The 15566-nt window shown below is 58.6% G+C and carries 11 protein-coding genes; 6 read left to right on the top strand and 5 right to left on the bottom strand.

All coding sequences use genetic code 11. From position 1 onward, the window contains the following. Positions 1-11: 11 nt before the first annotated feature. Positions 12-2330: a Fe(2+) transporter permease subunit FeoB gene (gene feoB / locus HCK03_RS01630; RefSeq protein WP_115191745.1), complete on the top strand. Its 2319-nt coding sequence runs from the start codon at positions 12-14 to the stop codon at positions 2328-2330. Between the two features lie 9 nt (positions 2331-2339). Next, positions 2340-2576 carry a [Fe-S]-dependent transcriptional repressor FeoC gene (feoC, locus tag HCK03_RS01625; RefSeq protein WP_041143018.1) on the top strand — a complete coding sequence of 79 codons (237 nt, stop codon included), beginning with the start codon at positions 2340-2342 and terminating at the stop codon, positions 2574-2576. A 62-nt stretch (positions 2577-2638) separates the two neighbouring features. Here feoC and HCK03_RS01620 read toward each other — a convergent pair whose 3' ends face one another. Beyond that, positions 2639-2908 (bottom strand): YdgH/BhsA/McbA-like domain containing protein, encoded by a 270-nt coding sequence (locus tag HCK03_RS01620; RefSeq protein WP_041143019.1) that lies wholly within the window; start codon positions 2906-2908, stop codon positions 2639-2641. A gap of 110 nt (positions 2909-3018) precedes the next feature. Further along, positions 3019-3801, bottom strand: coding sequence for a pimeloyl-ACP methyl ester esterase BioH (gene bioH / locus HCK03_RS01615; RefSeq protein WP_167691063.1), 783 nt, complete (start codon positions 3799-3801; stop codon positions 3019-3021). A gap of 39 nt (positions 3802-3840) precedes the next feature. Here bioH and gntX point away from each other — a divergent pair, with 39 nt between their 5' ends. From gntX to gntT, 3 genes are all read left to right on the top strand, one after another. Continuing rightward, a complete protein-coding gene (gene gntX / locus HCK03_RS01610) occupies positions 3841-4515 on the top strand; it encodes a DNA utilization protein GntX (RefSeq protein ID WP_167691062.1) in 675 nt (224 codons plus the stop codon). 58 nt (positions 4516-4573) lie between these two features. Then, positions 4574-5149: a Fe-S biogenesis protein NfuA gene (gene nfuA, locus HCK03_RS01605; RefSeq protein ID WP_041143022.1), complete on the top strand. Its 576-nt coding sequence runs from the start codon at positions 4574-4576 to the stop codon at positions 5147-5149. Positions 5150-5498: 349 nt separating this feature from the next. Continuing rightward, positions 5499-6815: a gluconate transporter gene (gene gntT / locus HCK03_RS01600; protein WP_135183879.1), complete on the top strand. Its 1317-nt coding sequence runs from the start codon at positions 5499-5501 to the stop codon at positions 6813-6815. A 116-nt stretch (positions 6816-6931) separates the two neighbouring features. Here the strand turns inward: gntT and malQ are convergent, their stop codons facing one another. Beyond that, on the bottom strand, positions 6932-9022 hold the full coding sequence (malQ, locus tag HCK03_RS01595) for a 4-alpha-glucanotransferase (protein WP_167691061.1): 2091 nt from the start codon (positions 9020-9022) through the stop codon (positions 6932-6934). Positions 9023-9032: 10 nt separating this feature from the next. Next, positions 9033-11423 carry a maltodextrin phosphorylase gene (gene malP / locus HCK03_RS01590; RefSeq protein ID WP_167691060.1) on the bottom strand — a complete coding sequence of 797 codons (2391 nt, stop codon included), beginning with the start codon at positions 11421-11423 and terminating at the stop codon, positions 9033-9035. A 622-nt stretch (positions 11424-12045) separates the two neighbouring features. Here malP and malT point away from each other — a divergent pair. Beyond that, positions 12046-14751: an HTH-type transcriptional regulator MalT gene (gene malT, locus HCK03_RS01585; protein ID WP_167691059.1), complete on the top strand. Its 2706-nt coding sequence runs from the start codon at positions 12046-12048 to the stop codon at positions 14749-14751. 6 nt (positions 14752-14757) lie between these two features. Here malT and HCK03_RS01580 read toward each other — a convergent pair whose 3' ends face one another. Continuing rightward, a complete protein-coding gene (locus tag HCK03_RS01580) occupies positions 14758-15516 on the bottom strand; it encodes a DeoR/GlpR family transcriptional regulator (protein ID WP_041143027.1) in 759 nt (252 codons plus the stop codon). Between the last annotated feature and the right edge of the window lie 50 nt (positions 15517-15566).

The raw sequence follows: 15566 nt of genomic DNA, 5'->3' as shown, positions 1-15566 counted from the left end.
GAGTCTGAAATATGAAAAAATTAACCATTGGTTTAATTGGTAATCCTAACTCCGGCAAGACCACGTTATTTAATCAGCTCACCGGCGCCCGCCAGCGCGTGGGGAACTGGGCCGGCGTTACCGTTGAGCGTAAAGAGGGAGCCTTTACCACCACGGATAATCAGGTCACGCTGGTTGATCTGCCCGGTACCTATTCACTGACCACCATCTCCTCGCAAACCTCGCTGGATGAGCAGATTGCCTGTCACTATATTCTCAGCGGCGACGCCGACCTGCTGATTAACGTCGTGGATGCGTCAAACCTTGAGCGCAACCTCTACCTGACGCTCCAGCTGCTGGAGCTGGGCATCCCCTGCGTCGTTGCCCTGAACATGCTGGATATCGCCGAGAAGCAGAAAATCCGCATCGACGTCGACGCCCTCTCAGCGCGCCTTGGCTGCCCGGTTATCCCGCTGGTGTCGACCCGCGGCCGCGGTATCGAAGCCCTGAAGATGGCTATCGATCGTCATCAGGAAAACAGGGCGATTGAGCTGGTGCACTATCCGCAGCCGCTGCTGCGCGAGGCGGAAAAACTGGCGCAGGCCATGTCCAGTGAGATTCCGCAGCGCCAGCGCTGCTGGCTCGGCCTGCAGATGCTGGAAGGCGATATCTACAGCCGCGCCTATGCCGGCAACGCCGCCGATAGGCTCGATGCCGCCCTTGCAAACCTGGGCAAAGAGATTGACGATCCGGCGCTGCATATTGCCGATGCCCGCTACCAGAGCATTGCCGCCATCTGCGATGCCGTCAGCAACACGCTGACCGCCGAGCCGAGCCGCTTCACCGCCGCGATGGATAAAATTATCCTCAACCGGGTACTTGGCTTGCCCATTTTTCTGTTCGTCATGTATCTGATGTTTTTACTGGCCATCAACATCGGCGGCGCGCTGCAGCCAATATTCGACGCCGGATCGGTGGCCATCTTTATCCACGGCATTCAGTGGCTGGGCTATACCCTGCATCTCCCGGAGTGGCTGACCGTGTTCCTCGCCCAGGGGATCGGCGGCGGTATTAACACCGTGCTGCCGCTGGTGCCGCAGATCGGCATGATGTACCTGTTCCTCTCCTTCCTCGAAGACTCCGGCTATATGGCGCGCGCGGCGTTCGTGATGGACCGCCTGATGCAGGCGCTGGGCCTGCCGGGGAAATCCTTCGTGCCGCTGATTGTCGGCTTCGGCTGCAACGTGCCGTCGGTGATGGGCGCGCGTACGCTGGATGCGCCGCGCGAGCGCCTGATGACTATCATGATGGCGCCGTTTATGTCCTGCGGCGCGCGGCTGGCTATCTTTGCCGTGTTCGCCGCGGCCTTCTTCGGGCAAAACGGCGCGCTGGCGGTCTTCTCGCTGTACCTGCTCGGCATCGTGATGGCAATCCTCACCGGCCTGATGCTCAAGCACACCATTATGCGCGGCGAAGCTTCACCGTTTGTAATGGAGCTGCCGGTATATCACGTGCCGCATATCAAAAGCCTGGTCATCCAGACCTGGCAGCGCCTGAAAGGCTTCGTGCTGCGGGCGGGTAAAGTCATCGTGATCGTCAGCATCTTCCTCAGCGCGCTGAACAGCTTCTCGCTCAACGGCAAGCTGGTGGATAACATTAACGACTCGGCGCTGGCGTCGGTCAGCCGGGTCATCACCCCGCTGTTTAAGCCGATTGGCGTTCATGAAGACAACTGGCAGGCAACCGTCGGGCTGTTCACCGGTGCGATGGCCAAAGAGGTGGTGGTCGGCACGCTAAATACGCTCTATACCGCGGAAAACATTCAAAACGAAGCGTTTAATCCGCAGACCTTTAGCCTCGGCGATGAGCTGCTGGCGGCCGCGGATGAAACCTGGCAGAGCCTGAAAGACACCTTCAGCCTCAGCGTGCTGGCGAACCCGATTGAGGCCAGCAAGGGCGATGGCGAAATGGCAACCGGCGCCATGGGCGTGATGAGCAGCAAATTCGGCAATGCCGCCGCGGCGTACAGCTATCTGATTTTCGTCCTGCTCTATATTCCGTGTATTTCGGTGATGGGCGCCGTTGCCCGCGAATCGAGCCGCGGCTGGATGTCGTTCTCCATCCTGTGGGGGCTGAATATCGCATACTCGCTCTCCACGCTCTACTATCAAACCGTGAGCTTTAGCCAGCACCCGCGCTACAGCCTGGTGTGCATCCTTGCCGTCGTGCTGTTCAACGTCGTGCTCTTTGGCCTGCTCCGTCGCGCGCGCAGTCGGGTCGACATCTCGCTGCTGGCGACGCGCAAAACGCCGTCGTCGTGCTGCCAGAGCCCGGCCGGCGATTGCCACTAAGGAGTGATGATGGCGTCGTTGATTGAAGTACGCGATATGCTGGCACTGCAGGGGCGGATGGAGGCCGCGCAGCTCAGCGCCCGCCTGCACGCGCCGCAGCCGCTGATTGACGCGATGCTGAGCCGGCTCGAAGCCATGGGTAAGGTTCAGCGGGTAGCCCAGGACCCTGAGGGCTGCCTCTCCGGCAGCTGCAAAAGCTGCCCGGAAGGAAAGGCCTGCTTATCGGAGTGGTGGTCGCTGCGTTGATGGGTTGATGGGTTGAGAAGCGGGTCGAGAGACCCGCTTAGCGAATGACTTGTCGACGCAGGTTATTTGTAGACGTCTGCGTTAGCGTGAACCGTTTTTTCGTTTTTGTTACCGGCAATCACCACGAAGTATTTACCGCCGAGCTCATCCGCCTTTTTCGACAGATCGCGCTTGGCATCCATCGGCGAGGTCGTTTTAGAGGTGGTGATGCTGCCGACTTTGGTCAGATTCATCGTCGCGACCTCGTCTTTCTGAATTTCTTTCGCTGCGAACGCGCCAAATGACAGACTTCCAATCACCAGAGATGTCAAAATACCCGTAATAAGTTTCATAGCCTCTACTCTCCATTAGGTTGTTTTTTTAGGCCGCCGAGATGAAATGAAATAATCATCTGCCGCAACAATCTAAGTATTGCTATGCCCCGGATTTTTACCACGTTCTGTTAAAAATAATTCCTCAACCGGTTTTTCAACGCCAGCAGCGGCTGGCAGAAGTCGTGCGGATGCGAGATAAACGGCGCATGGGCCGCCTTGTCAAAGACGATGGATTCACTCTGTTCCCACATTGCATCAAGAAGAGGGACGATTTTGCGCGGCACCAGGCCGTCCAGGCGACCGTACAGCCGCAGGAACGGCATCGGCAGCGCCGCCAGCGGCTGGCGCAAATCGGCGGTTTTGAGGATTTCCAGCCCGCCGTTCAGAGCCGCTATCGACGGCATCGGGAGCGACAGAACGGTGCTTTTCAGCGCCCGGGCATCCTGGCGCGCGCTTTCGGTTCCCATCGTTTGCAGGGCCAGAAAACGCTCGACGGTGCGCTGAAAGTCATCGCTGAGCTGCTGCTGGAAACCGCTCAGCACTTCCGGCTTAATGCCCGGCCAGTCATCGTGCGCGCTGAAGCTCGGGGAAGAGGCGACGGTAACCAGCGCCAGCACGCGCTGAGGATGCTGTAAGGCTATCTGGCTTGCCACCAGGCCCCCCAGGCTCCAGCCCAACCAGATGGCCTGCTCAGGGGCTTTTTTCAGCACCTGCTGCGCCATCTCCTCCAGCGACAGCGCGCCGAAACCGCTGCTGCGACCATAGCCCGGCAGATCAACCACGTGCAGCGTGAAGTGCGAAGCCAGCTGCGGCGTAATGCAATCCCACACCCCGGCATTCAGCCCCCATCCGTGCAGCAGCACAAGATGACACTTCCCTTCGCCCACGGTTTGCCACCAGATGTCGTTCATCAGCTATTGTTCTCTTTTCACCAGATATCAGGGGGAAATATGCTAACAGCACACGGCTTATGCTGGCTATGCCAAATGCCGCTGGCCATTGCCAGCTGGGGATTCTGCTCCCGCTGCAGCGCATCGCTGCCCACCCGTCAGCCCCGATGCCCACGCTGCGGCCTGCCCGCCGGCACCGCCAGCGTCCCCTGCGGTCGCTGCATCCAGGATCCCCCGCCGTGGCAGCGGCTGGTGGCCGTCAGCGACTACCTTCCGCCGCTAAGCGGCCTGATCCATCAGCTGAAATTTACCCGCCGCCCGGAGCTGGCACCGGCGCTGGCTCGCCTGCTGCTGCTGCGTATCCGCCAGAGCGCAGGCCTGCCCCCGGCGGACAGGATTGTCGGCGTCCCGCTGTGGCAGCGGCGGCAATGGCGGCGAGGTTTTAACCAGAGCGATCTGCTATGCCGTCCTCTGGCCCGCTGGACGCGCGCCGCCTGGTGCAGCGACGCGCTGCGGCGCAGCCGCCCTACCGCAACTCAGCATCAGCTCACCGCGAGGTTACGCAAACGGAACCTGAAAAATGCGTTTCAGCTTGAATTGTCGGTTCGGGGTCACCATATCGCCATTGTGGATGATGTCGTCACAACCGGAAGCACCGTCGCCGAGATATCCCGCCTGCTTTTGCGAAACGGCGCCGCGACGGTTCAGGTATGGTGTATGTGCCGTACCTTGTAGACCCCTGCTGATGGGCGTATTATAACCCAGTAAAATAGTCAACTATTAGGCCAACGCTATGATCCGTATTTCCGATGCTGCACAAGCGCACTTTGCCAAACTGCTGGTAAATCAGGAAGAAGGGACACAAATTCGCGTATTTGTGATTAATCCCGGCACCCCAAACGCTGAGTGCGGCGTATCCTACTGCCCACCGGATGCGGTGGAAGACACCGACACGACGCTGAAGTTTGAGCAGCTGACCGCGTACGTCGACGAACTCAGCGCGCCGTACCTGGAAGACGCTGAAATCGACTTCGTGACCGATCAGCTTGGCTCCCAGCTGACGCTGAAAGCGCCAAACGCCAAGATGCGTAAAGTCTCCGACGACGCGCCGCTGATGGAGCGCGTTGAATATATGCTGCAATCGCAGATCAACCCGCAGCTGGCCGGCCACGGTGGTCGCGTGACGCTGATGGAAATCACCGAAGATGGCCTGGCGATTCTGCAGTTCGGCGGCGGCTGTAACGGCTGCTCAATGGTCGACGTTACCCTGAAAGAAGGGATCGAGAAACAGCTGCTGACCGAATTCCCTGAACTGAAAGGCGTGCGCGATCTGACCGAACATCAGCGCGGCGAGCACTCCTACTACTAAGCCGTCCGCCATATCGCACTCCCAGCCCGGCCGTATTTTGCTGCCGGGCCGCTCCCTCCTGACGCAACCCCTCCCGCCCTATCGTTAGTCGTACGTGCAAAAAACCCGGGAAAGAGTATGACTTAAGTCTCATATTTAAAATATTCACCGCCAGGGTGATTCTCAACCTTCATATGTTACCCGTATCATCTCTCTCAGGCTCCGCTGCTATAAAAATAGCCAGCTATCCTTTCTGATAAGAAGTGATAGTCGATTTTATGGCGCCATACAGTTTGTATCCCCGCCCGGAGCAAACGGAACAAGATTGAAGTTTTACGTTACCCATAACAAATGAAAGGCCAGGTAAATTATGCCATTAGTCATCGTTGCTATCGGGGTCGCCCTGTTATTACTGCTGATGATCCGCTTCAAAATGAACGGCTTCATCGCTTTGATTCTGGTGGCGCTCGCCGTCGGACTTATGCAGGGCATGCCTCTGGATAAAGTCATCGTATCCATCAAAAACGGCGTCGGGGGCACCCTCGGCAGCCTCGCGCTGATCATGGGCTTCGGCGCAATGCTCGGCAAGCTGCTGGCAGACTGCGGCGGCGCGCAGCGCATTGCCACCACGCTTATCGCTAAATTTGGCAAAAAGCACATCCAATGGGCGGTCGTTCTGACCGGCTTCACCGTCGGTTTTGCGCTGTTCTATGAAGTGGGCTTCGTTCTTATGCTGCCGCTGGTGTTCACCATCGCCGCATCAGCCCGCATCCCGCTGCTGTACGTCGGCGTGCCGATGGCGGCCGCGCTCTCCGTAACTCACGGCTTCCTGCCACCGCACCCGGGCCCGACGGCGATCGCCACGATCTTCCACGCCGATATGGGTAAAACCCTGCTGTACGGTACGCTGCTGGCAATCCCGACCGTGATCCTTGCCGGCCCGGTCTTCGCCCGCTTCCTGAAAAACATCGATAAGCCGATTCCGGAAGGCCTGCACAACCCGAAGACCTTCACTGAAGAAGAGATGCCGGGCTTTGGCGTCAGCGTCTGGACCTCTCTGGTGCCGGTCGTGCTGATGGCGATGCGTGCCGTTGCCGAAATGCTGCTGCCGAAAGGCCACGCGTTCCTCAGATACGCCGAATTCTTTGGTGACCCGGTGATGGCAACGCTGATCGCCGTTCTGATTGCCCTGTTTACCTTTGGCCTCAACCGCGGCCGCTCGATGGAACAGATCAACGAAACGCTGACCTCGTCCATTAAAATCATCGCCATGATGCTGCTGATTATCGGCGGCGGCGGCGCCTTTAAGCAGGTTCTGGTTGATAGCGGCATGGATAAGTACATCGCCTCGATGATGCATGGTTCCAGCATGTCTCCGCTGTTTATGGCGTGGTCAATTGCGGCGGTTCTGCGTATTGCGCTGGGTTCGGCGACCGTTGCGGCAATTACCGCGGGCGGTATTGCGGCTCCGCTGATCGCCACCACCGGCGTCAGCCCGGAGCTGATGGTTATCGCCGTGGGCTCCGGCAGCGTGATTTTCTCTCACGTCAACGATCCGGGATTCTGGCTGTTCAAGGAGTACTTCAACCTGACCATCGGCGAGACCATTAGATCGTGGTCGATGCTGGAAACGATTATCTCAGTCTGCGGCCTGGTAGGTTGTCTGCTGCTGGGAATGGTCGTGTAAGGGTCGATTAAGCATAAAAAAAGGCCGGGTATGCGTGATGCTACCCGGCCTTTTTATTTATCGTTTTGGCCGCCTCCCCGGCGACGAGTCTTTGCCGCCGGGGAAGCGCTACCTCATTACGGTTTCTTCTTTGCTGCCGCCCTGCGGCGCTTGTCTAAATCCTTGAGCAGCTTGTTGACCTGCGCATCGGCAAACATCTGCTCGAGCGAAGTCGACAGCTTACGCCGCCAGTTCGGATACTCGGTGCTGGTACCCGGAATGTTAACCGGCGCGGCCATCTCCAGCCAGTCCTCCGGCTGCAGGCCCAGCAGCGCGCTGTTGCTGTCGGCGATGTAGCGCTGCATTCCGCGATTGAGGGTTGAGGTCATCGTCATCAGCGACGCGTTATGCCCGGCGCGCTTGGGCAGACAGCCGTACTTATGCAGCGCATCCAGCAGCCCCTGCTTCGCCAGCTCCCGGTCCTGATATAGCCCGCGCAGCACCACTTCATCCGGATAGAGTCCGAGAGATTTGCCGAGCGTCAGGTCTCCGCTTTCCCAGTAGCCGCGCAGCGTTGGCAGGTCATGCGTTGTTGCCACAGCCATTGATTGTTCCGGATACGTCTGCGGCGCACGAAACGTTTTCTCATTGTCATTTTCAAAATAGAGCACTTTGTAGGAGTAGACGCCGCTCTTACGCAGCTTGCTGACAATTTCCACCGGCACGGTGCCCAGATCTTCACCGATCACCATGCAGCTATGGCGCTTACTTTCCAGCGCCAGAATAGAGAGCAGATCGTCTACCGGATACTGAACGTAGGCCCCGTGATCGGCGGTTTCGCCGTACGGGATCCACCACAGGCGCAGCACCGACATCACGTGGTCGATGCGCAGCGCGCCGCAGTTTTGCATATTGGCGCGCAGCAATTCGATAAACGGCTCATAGGCGCGGGCGACGATGATGTGCGGATCCATCGGCGGCAGGCCCCAGTTTTGCCCGAGCGGGCCCAGAATATCCGGCGGAGCCCCTACCGAGGCTTTCAGGCAGTAAAGCTCGCGATCGCACCAGGTCTCAGACCCGCCTTCCGCTACGCCAACCGCCAGATCGCGATAGAGGCCAATCGGCATCGCATCGCGCTGGCTGGTGTGCCAGCAGGTGGCAAACTGCGAACAGGCCAGCCACTGCAGCCAGAGGTAAAAATCGACCTCATCAGCGTGTTCAGAACAGAACGCTTTCACCTCCGGGCTGGAGATATCCTGGTACGCTTTTGGCCAGGCCGGCCAGCCCCAGCGCAGCGGATCCTGCTGGACCTGCCGCGCGTGCAGCGCATCAAACGCCGCCTGCCAGTAGAGGCTTTCCCCTTCGCGCTGAACGAACTGACGAAACTCCGTCATCGCCTCATCGCTGCGGGCAGAGAAGCCTTTCCAGGCCATGCGCAGCGCGGTCATTTTCAACGCCGTGACGGCGGTGTAGTCAACATCATCCGTCTGCCGCGCCGCCTGTAAGGCCTGCTGGGTCGTCGGCAGCTGCCACCACGCCTGCGCCTCTTTGCTCAAACGGAAATCTTCGACCGCGTTAACGTCGATATAGATAACGTTCAGCCAGCGGCGCGAAGAGGGGCTGTACGGGCTGGCGCTTTCCGGGTTGGCCGGATAGAGCGCATGAATCGGGTTGAGGCCAATAAACGCCCCGCCTCGCTGAGCGATTTCCGGCAGCATCGCGCGCAGGTCGCCGAAGTCGCCAATCCCCCAGTTTTTTTCCGAACGCAGCGTATACAGCTGCACGCAGGCGCCCCACAGCTTCTGCCCCTCTTTCAGGGCCTGCGGCTCGTAGCAGCGCACCGGGGCGACAATCGCCCGACAGTGCCAGCGCTCACCGTCCCGGGTGAGCGTCAGGGTGTGATAGCCTTCCGGCAGTTTGGTCGGCAGCGACAGCGTGTCGCCGCCTTTTACCTGCCCCTGATACTGCTTCCCTTCTTCGGTGGTCAGGATCCAGTGAAACTCACCGTGCCCGGCCACCGGCAGCGACATCTTTTTGCCGTGGGTGAAAACCTGTACATTCGGCAGCGGATTAACCGCCGCCTTCGCGACGGTGGTCGTACGATGCATCGCATCAAGCAGACGCTGCTTGGTCACCGCGGCAATCGACTGCGGCTTGCCGTGCGCGTTGATGTAGCTCGGGCTGATCCCCGCCGCTAGCGCGGCGTTATCAAGGCGTTTCGTCTCCATAGGCCTGTCCTTAGCGTTTTGCCTGCCAGATACGTTGCTGATAATCGCGAATTGAGCGATCGGAGCTGAACATGCCGCAGCGGGCGGTATTCAGGATCGTTGCCCGGGTCCAGGCCTCCTGGTCACGGTACAGCTCATCCACCTGCTTCTGCGCGGCCACATAGGTCGCGAAGTCAGCCAGCACCAGGTACGGGTCGCCGCCTTTGAGCAGACTATGCAGCATCTGGTCAAACGCGTGCTTATCGCCGCCGCTGTACTTACCGCTTTCCAGCTCTTTCAGCACCGCGTCCAGCAGCTTGTCTTTCTTACGCCATTTCAGCGGATCGTAGCCCTTGGCCTTCAGCGCCTTAACTTCTTCCACGGTATTACCGAAGATAAAGATGTTCTCCTCGCCCACCTGCTCGGCGATTTCAACGTTCGCACCGTCCAGCGTGCCGACGGTCAGCGCGCCGTTCAGCGCCAGCTTCATGTTGCCGGTACCGGAGGCTTCTTTACCCGCCGTCGAGATCTGTTCAGAGATATCCGCCGCCGGGATCAGCATCTCCGCGGCCGACACGCAGTAGTCCGGCAGGAAGACCACCTTCAGCTTATCGCCAACCAGCGGATCGCTGTTGACGGCCTGCGCCACCTTGTTGATAGCGAAAATGATATTCTTCGCCAGGTAGTAGCCCGGTGCCGCCTTCGCGCCGAACAGGAACACGCGCGGTACGCGGTCGGCCTGCGGGTTTTCGCGAATCTCTTTATACTGCGCCAGGATATTCAGCAGGTTGAGGTGCTGACGTTTGTACTCATGCAGGCGCTTAATCTGGATATCAAAAATCGCCTGCGGGTTAATGTCGATCCCGGTACGCGCCTTCACAAACTCGGCGAGGCGGACCTTGTTGGCCTGCTTAATCTCGCGATAGCTCTGGCGGAACGCCGCATCATCAGCGTACTTTTCCAGGTTAATCAGCTGGTCGAGATCGTTCGCCCACTCTTTTTTCAGCGATTTATCGAGCAGCGCGGCCAGCGCCGGGTTGCACTGTTTGATCCAGCGGCGCGGCGTGATGCCGTTGGTCACGTTGTGGAACTTGTTCGGCCACAGCTGGTGATATTCCGGGAACAGATCCTTCACCACCAGCTCGGAGTGCAGCGCGGCTACGCCGTTTACCGCAAAACCGCTGACCACACACATGTTCGCCATGCGAACCTGCTTGTCATGCACCACCGCCAGCTTAGCCCATACCTGCTCGTCGCCGGGCCAGGTTTTCTCCACCAGCGTCTTAAAGCGGGCGTTAATCTCTTTGATAATCTGCATATGGCGCGGCAGCAGCGCTTTGACCAGCTTCTCGTCCCAGCACTCCAGCGCTTCAGGCATCAGCGTGTGGTTGGTGTAGGCGAAGGTTTTACTGGTGATTGCCCACGCGTCGTCCCAGCTCAGCTGGTGCTCGTCGATCAGCACCCGCAGCAGTTCAGGGATCGCAATCGTCGGGTGGGTGTCGTTCAGCTGGATCACTTCATAATCCGCCAGCTCGGCCAGCTTACGGCCCGCCAGGTGATGACGACGCAGAATATCCGCAACCGAGCAGGCGCACTGGAAGTACTGCTGCATCAGGCGCAGCTTTTTCCCTGCCTGGTGGTTGTCGTTCGGATAGAGCACCTTGGTCAGCTTTTCCGCGTCGATACCCTGCTGCTCGGCACGCAGGAAATCGCCGTCGTTAAATTTGGTCAGGTTGAACGGATGCGCGTGCTTAGCCTGCCACAGGCGCAGGGGCTGCGCGACGTTGTTGCGATAGCCCAGCACCGGCAGATCCCAGGCTTCACCGGTAATCACGAACGCCGGCTCCCAATGCCCATTTTTCGAGACCTTGCCGCCTAGCCCGACCTGCACGTCGAGCTGCTCGTTGTGGCGGAACCACGGATAGCTGCTGCGTCCCCAGTCATCCGGCGCTTCCGCCTGCTGGCCGTCGTCGAAAGACTGACGGAACAGGCCGTACTGATAGTTCAGGCCATAGCCGGTTGCCGACTGGCCAACGGTGGCCATCGAATCCAGGAAGCACGCCGCCAGGCGACCCAGACCGCCGTTACCCAGGCCCGGATCGATCTCCTCTTCCAGCAGGTCAGTCAGGTGAACGTCATGCACCTTCAGCTCATCGCTCACCCCTTGATACCAGCCAAGGTTAAGCAGGTTGTTGCCGGTCAGACGGCCGATTAAAAACTCCATCGAAATGTAGTTAACGTGGCGCTGGCCTTCCGCAGGCCTCGCCGCCGGTTGAGCAGCCAGCAGCTCGGCTAACGCGCCGCTCACGGCACGCCACCACTGACGCTGGGTCATCTCAGAAGCGGACTGTAGGCCAAAATGCTGCCACTGACGCGTCAGTGCAGCCTGAAACCGATCTTTGTTAAAAGAAGTCTGTGACATAAGAAATCCGGGTCCTTTACTAAAACGTTAGCGTTAGTGTGCCGACCTCCCGGGGTAACGTCCTCATCCCGGCAGGGATTAGGCAGGGAGGAGTAGCAGGGATGAGCGAAAAGTGTGATCGCGGCCACTATAACGTTAGCCTCCCACCAAAAAGATGCTGCAAAATTCACCGCTTCGAAACAATATATCGTTCAATTACCGCGCTAACAGATTTGTTACAGGCCAATACCGCACGGATGAATAAAAAAAGGCCCTGGTAATTATCTGTAAATAACAATTAGGCCTACAGCAAAATAAACATGTTTGATGATGTAAATACGTCAAAGAGATTACTTATCAGAATTAACTGACATTAACTTAATAAAAACAAACAACTACAAAAAATGGGAATAAAAGTGATTTCCTGGCAGCCGGAAGTGAGGCAAACCCAGACGTCATGCCCACTGGTACCGGTTTTAGGATGATGACGTTCTAATTGAGAATTTGTGACATAGAGCAAATTCAAGAGCATAAAATTCGGACATAACTTGCAATAACTTTCATTATCGCCGACCTTATTAGGTATTAATTACGAAGCGCAAAAAAAATCGCACCCCTCTCTTGCACAGCGAAATGTTGAACTATGTTGATTCCGTCTAAATTAAGTCGCCCAGTCCGCCTTGAACACACCGTGGTTCGCGAACGATTGCTGGCGAAACTTTCCGGCGCGAATAATTATCGTCTCGCGCTGGTCACCAGCCCCGCCGGGTACGGCAAGACCACGCTCATTTCTCAGTGGGCGGCAGGAAAAAATGAGCTCGGGTGGTTCTCGCTGGATGAAGGCGATAACCAACAGGAGCGCTTTGCCAGCTATCTGATCGCCTCTATTCAACAGGCGACCGGGGGCCACTGCGTGGCCAGCGAAACGATGGTGCAAAAGCGCCAGTATGCCAGCCTGCCCTCGCTGTTTGCCCAGCTGTTCATCGAGCTTGCCGAGTGGCAGCGCCCGCTATTCCTGGTCATCGACGATTATCATCTGATTAATAACCCGGTGATCCACGACGCCATGCGCTTCTTCCTGCGCCATCAGCCGGAAAACCTGACGCTGGTCGTCCTGTCGCGTAACCTGCCGCAGCTGGGCATTGCCAACCTGCGCGTGCGCGATCAGCTGCTGGAGATTGGCAGCCAGCAGCTGGCCTTTACCCATCAGGAAGCAAAACAATTTTTCGACTGTCGCCTCGCCTCACCGATTGAGGCCGAAGATAGCGGCAGACTATGTGACGACGTCGCTGGCTGGGCAACGGCCCTCCAGCTCATCGCCCTCTCCGCGCGCCAGAATAACTCCTCCGCCCAGCACTCCGCCCGCCGCCTCGCCGGCATTAACGCCAGCCATCTTTCCGACTACCTCGTCGATGAGGTGCTGGACAACGTCGACGCGCGCACCCGTAACGTGCTGCTAAAAAGCTCGCTGCTGCGCTCGATGAACGATGCGCTCATCGTTCGCGTTACCGGCGAAGAGAACGGCCAGATGCAGCTGGAAGAGATCGAACGCCAGGGGCTGTTCATGCAGCGCATGGACGATTCCGGCGAGTGGTTCCGCTACCATCCTCTGTTCGGCAACTTCCTGCGCCAGCGCTGTCAGTGGGAGCTGGCGACCGAGCTGCCTGAAATTCACCGCTGTGCGGCAGAAGGCTGGATGGCGCAGGGCTTCCCCAGCGAAGCGATTCACCATGCGCTGGCGGCTGGCGATGCCAAAATGCTGCGCGACATTTTACTGAATCACGCCTGGGGCATGTTCAACCACAGCGAGCTGGGGCTGCTCGAGCAGTCGCTGGCGGCGCTGCCGTGGTCAAACCTGCTGGAAAACCCGCGGCTGATCCTGCTGCAGGCCTGGCTGATGCAGAGCCAGCACCGCTATAGCGAAGTAAACACCCTGCTGGCCCGCGCCGAGCAGGAGATGGACGCGGAGATGGATATCGCCATGCACGGCGACTTTAACGCCCTGCGCGCGCAGGTCGCCATTAACGCCGGCGATCAGGAAGAAGCCGAACGCCTGGCGATGGTGGCCTTAGAAGAGCTGCCGCTGGCAAGCTACTACAGCCGCATCGTCGCCACCTCGGTGCACGGCGAAGTGCTGCACTGCAAGGGCCAGCTGAGCAAATCGCTGGCGGTGATGCAGCAGACCGAGCAGATGGCGCGTCGCCACGATATCTGGCACTACGCCCTGTGGAGCATGATCCAGCAAAGCGAGATCCTCTTTGCCCAGGGCTTCCTGCAGGCGGCATGGGAAATTCAGGAGAAAGCCTTCCAGCTCATCCGCGACCAGCACCTCGAACAGCTGCCGATGCACGAATTCCTGCTGCGCATTCGCGCGCAGCTGCTGTGGGCCTGGGCGCGGCTGGACGAAGCCGAGGCCTCTGCGCGCGGCGGGATGAACGTCCTTTCAACCTATCAGCCGCAGCAGCAGCTGCAGTGCCTGGCGCTAATGGTCCAGTGCTCGCTGGCGCGCGGCGATCTGGACAACGCCCGCAGCCACCTGAACCGGCTGGAAAACCTGCTCGGCAACGGCCACTATCACAGCGACTGGGTGTCAAATGCCGACAAGGTGCGGGTGATCTACTGGCAGATGATCGGCGATAAAGCCGCGGCGGCCAACTGGCTGCGCCAGACGCCGAAGCCCGAGTTTGCCAATAATCACTTCCTGCAGAGCCAGTGGCGCAACATCGCCAGAGCGCAAATCCTGCTCGGTGATTTCGATTCCGCCGAAATGGTGCTGGAAGAGCTCAATGAAAACGCGCGTTCGCTGCGCCTGATGAGCGATATTAACCGCAACCTGCTGCTGCTCAACCAGCTCTACTGGCAGGCGGGACGTAAGAGCGAGGCGCAGAAGGTCCTGCTGGAAGCGCTCACGCTCGCCAACCGTACCGGATTTATCAATCACTTTGTTATTGAAGGCGAGGCCATGGCCCAGCAGCTGCGTCAGCTTATTCAGCTCAATACGCTGCCGGAGCTGGAGCAGCATCGCGCTCAGCGCATTCTGCGCGATATCAACCAGCACCATCGCCACAAGTTTGCCCACTTCGATGAGGGCTTCGTCGAACGGCTGCTCAACCACCCGGAAGTGCCGGAGCTTATCCGCACCAGCCCGCTGACCCAGCGCGAATGGCAGGTGCTCGGCCTGATCTATTCCGGCTACAGCAACGAGCAGATCGCCGGCGAGCTTGACGTGGCGGCAACGACCATTAAAACGCACATTCGCAATCTGTATCAGAAGCTCGGGGTCGCGCACCGCCAGGATGCCGTTCAGCACGCCCAGCGGTTGCTTAAAATGATGGGATACGGCGTCTGACGCCGTTTAGCACAGCTCCAGCTGCAGGTTATTGTCCTTAATAACCTTCAGCACGCCCGCCGGCGGCATCACGTCGGTGTAAACCGCATCAACCATGCTGATGCTGCCCATGTTCACCATCGCGTTACGACCGAATTTCGAATGATCCACTACCAGCATCACGTGCCGCGAGTTTTCAATAATCGCGCGCTTGGTGCGGACCTCATGATAGTCAAACTCCAGCAGCGAGCCGTCGCTATCGACGCCGCTGATGCCGAGAATGCCAAAATCAAGGCGGAACTGGGAGATAAAATCCAGCGTCGCTTCGCCGATAATGCCGCCGTCGCGGCTGCGCAGCTCGCCGCCCGCCAGAATGATGCGGAAGTCATCCTTCACCATTAGCGTGTTCGCAACGTTGAGATTGTTGGTAACGATGCGCAGATCGTTGTGCTCCAGCAGCGCGTGCGCCACCGCTTCTGGCGTCGTGCCGATATCAATGAACAGCGTCGCCCCGTCGGGGATCTGGCTGGCAACCTTGCGGGCAATACGCTCTTTTTCCTGGGTTTGGGTCGCCTTCCTGTCGTGCCAGGAGGTGTTAACCGAGCTGGAAGGCAGCGCGGCGCCGCCGTGATGGCGCAGGATCATTTTTTGTTCGGCGAGATCGTTGAGGTCACGACGAATGGTCTGCGGGCTGACGGAAAATTGCTCGACCAGCTCCTCCGTACTGACATATCCCTGTTTTTTTACCAGCTCGATAATAGCGTCATGACGTTGTGTTTGTTTCATGCAATATCCCTGGGAAAATTTGACTCGCTTATCATGGATGACGGGGAGTC

Origin of the sequence: Klebsiella terrigena, assembly GCF_012029655.1 — a bacterium.
In the GTDB taxonomy this organism is placed as follows: Bacteria; Pseudomonadota; Gammaproteobacteria; order Enterobacterales; family Enterobacteriaceae; genus Klebsiella; species Klebsiella terrigena.
Note: the sequence above shows the minus strand (reverse complement) of the source record. Positions and strands in the feature narration are given on the sequence as shown.

Bases quoted from the DNA above. Each gene is read 5' to 3' on its own strand.
- HCK03_RS01580 (WP_041143027.1), bottom strand. From the start codon at position 15,516: ATGAAACAAACACAACGTCATGACGCTATTATCGAGCTGGTAAAAAAA.
- malQ (WP_167691061.1), bottom strand. From the start codon at position 9,022: ATGGAGACGAAACGCCTTGATAACGCCGCGCTAGCGGCGGGGATCAGC.
- malT (WP_167691059.1), top strand. From the start codon at position 12,046: ATGTTGATTCCGTCTAAATTAAGTCGCCCAGTCCGCCTTGAACACACC.
- gntT (WP_135183879.1), top strand. From the start codon at position 5,499: ATGCCATTAGTCATCGTTGCTATCGGGGTCGCCCTGTTATTACTGCTG.
- malP (WP_167691060.1), bottom strand. From the start codon at position 11,423: ATGTCACAGACTTCTTTTAACAAAGATCGGTTTCAGGCTGCACTGACG.
- HCK03_RS01620 (WP_041143019.1), bottom strand. From the start codon at position 2,908: ATGAAACTTATTACGGGTATTTTGACATCTCTGGTGATTGGAAGTCTG.
- bioH (WP_167691063.1), bottom strand. From the start codon at position 3,801: ATGAACGACATCTGGTGGCAAACCGTGGGCGAAGGGAAGTGTCATCTT.
- feoB (WP_115191745.1), top strand. From the start codon at position 12: ATGAAAAAATTAACCATTGGTTTAATTGGTAATCCTAACTCCGGCAAG.
- feoC (WP_041143018.1), top strand. From the start codon at position 2,340: ATGGCGTCGTTGATTGAAGTACGCGATATGCTGGCACTGCAGGGGCGG.
- gntX (WP_167691062.1), top strand. From the start codon at position 3,841: ATGCTAACAGCACACGGCTTATGCTGGCTATGCCAAATGCCGCTGGCC.
- nfuA (WP_041143022.1), top strand. From the start codon at position 4,574: ATGATCCGTATTTCCGATGCTGCACAAGCGCACTTTGCCAAACTGCTG.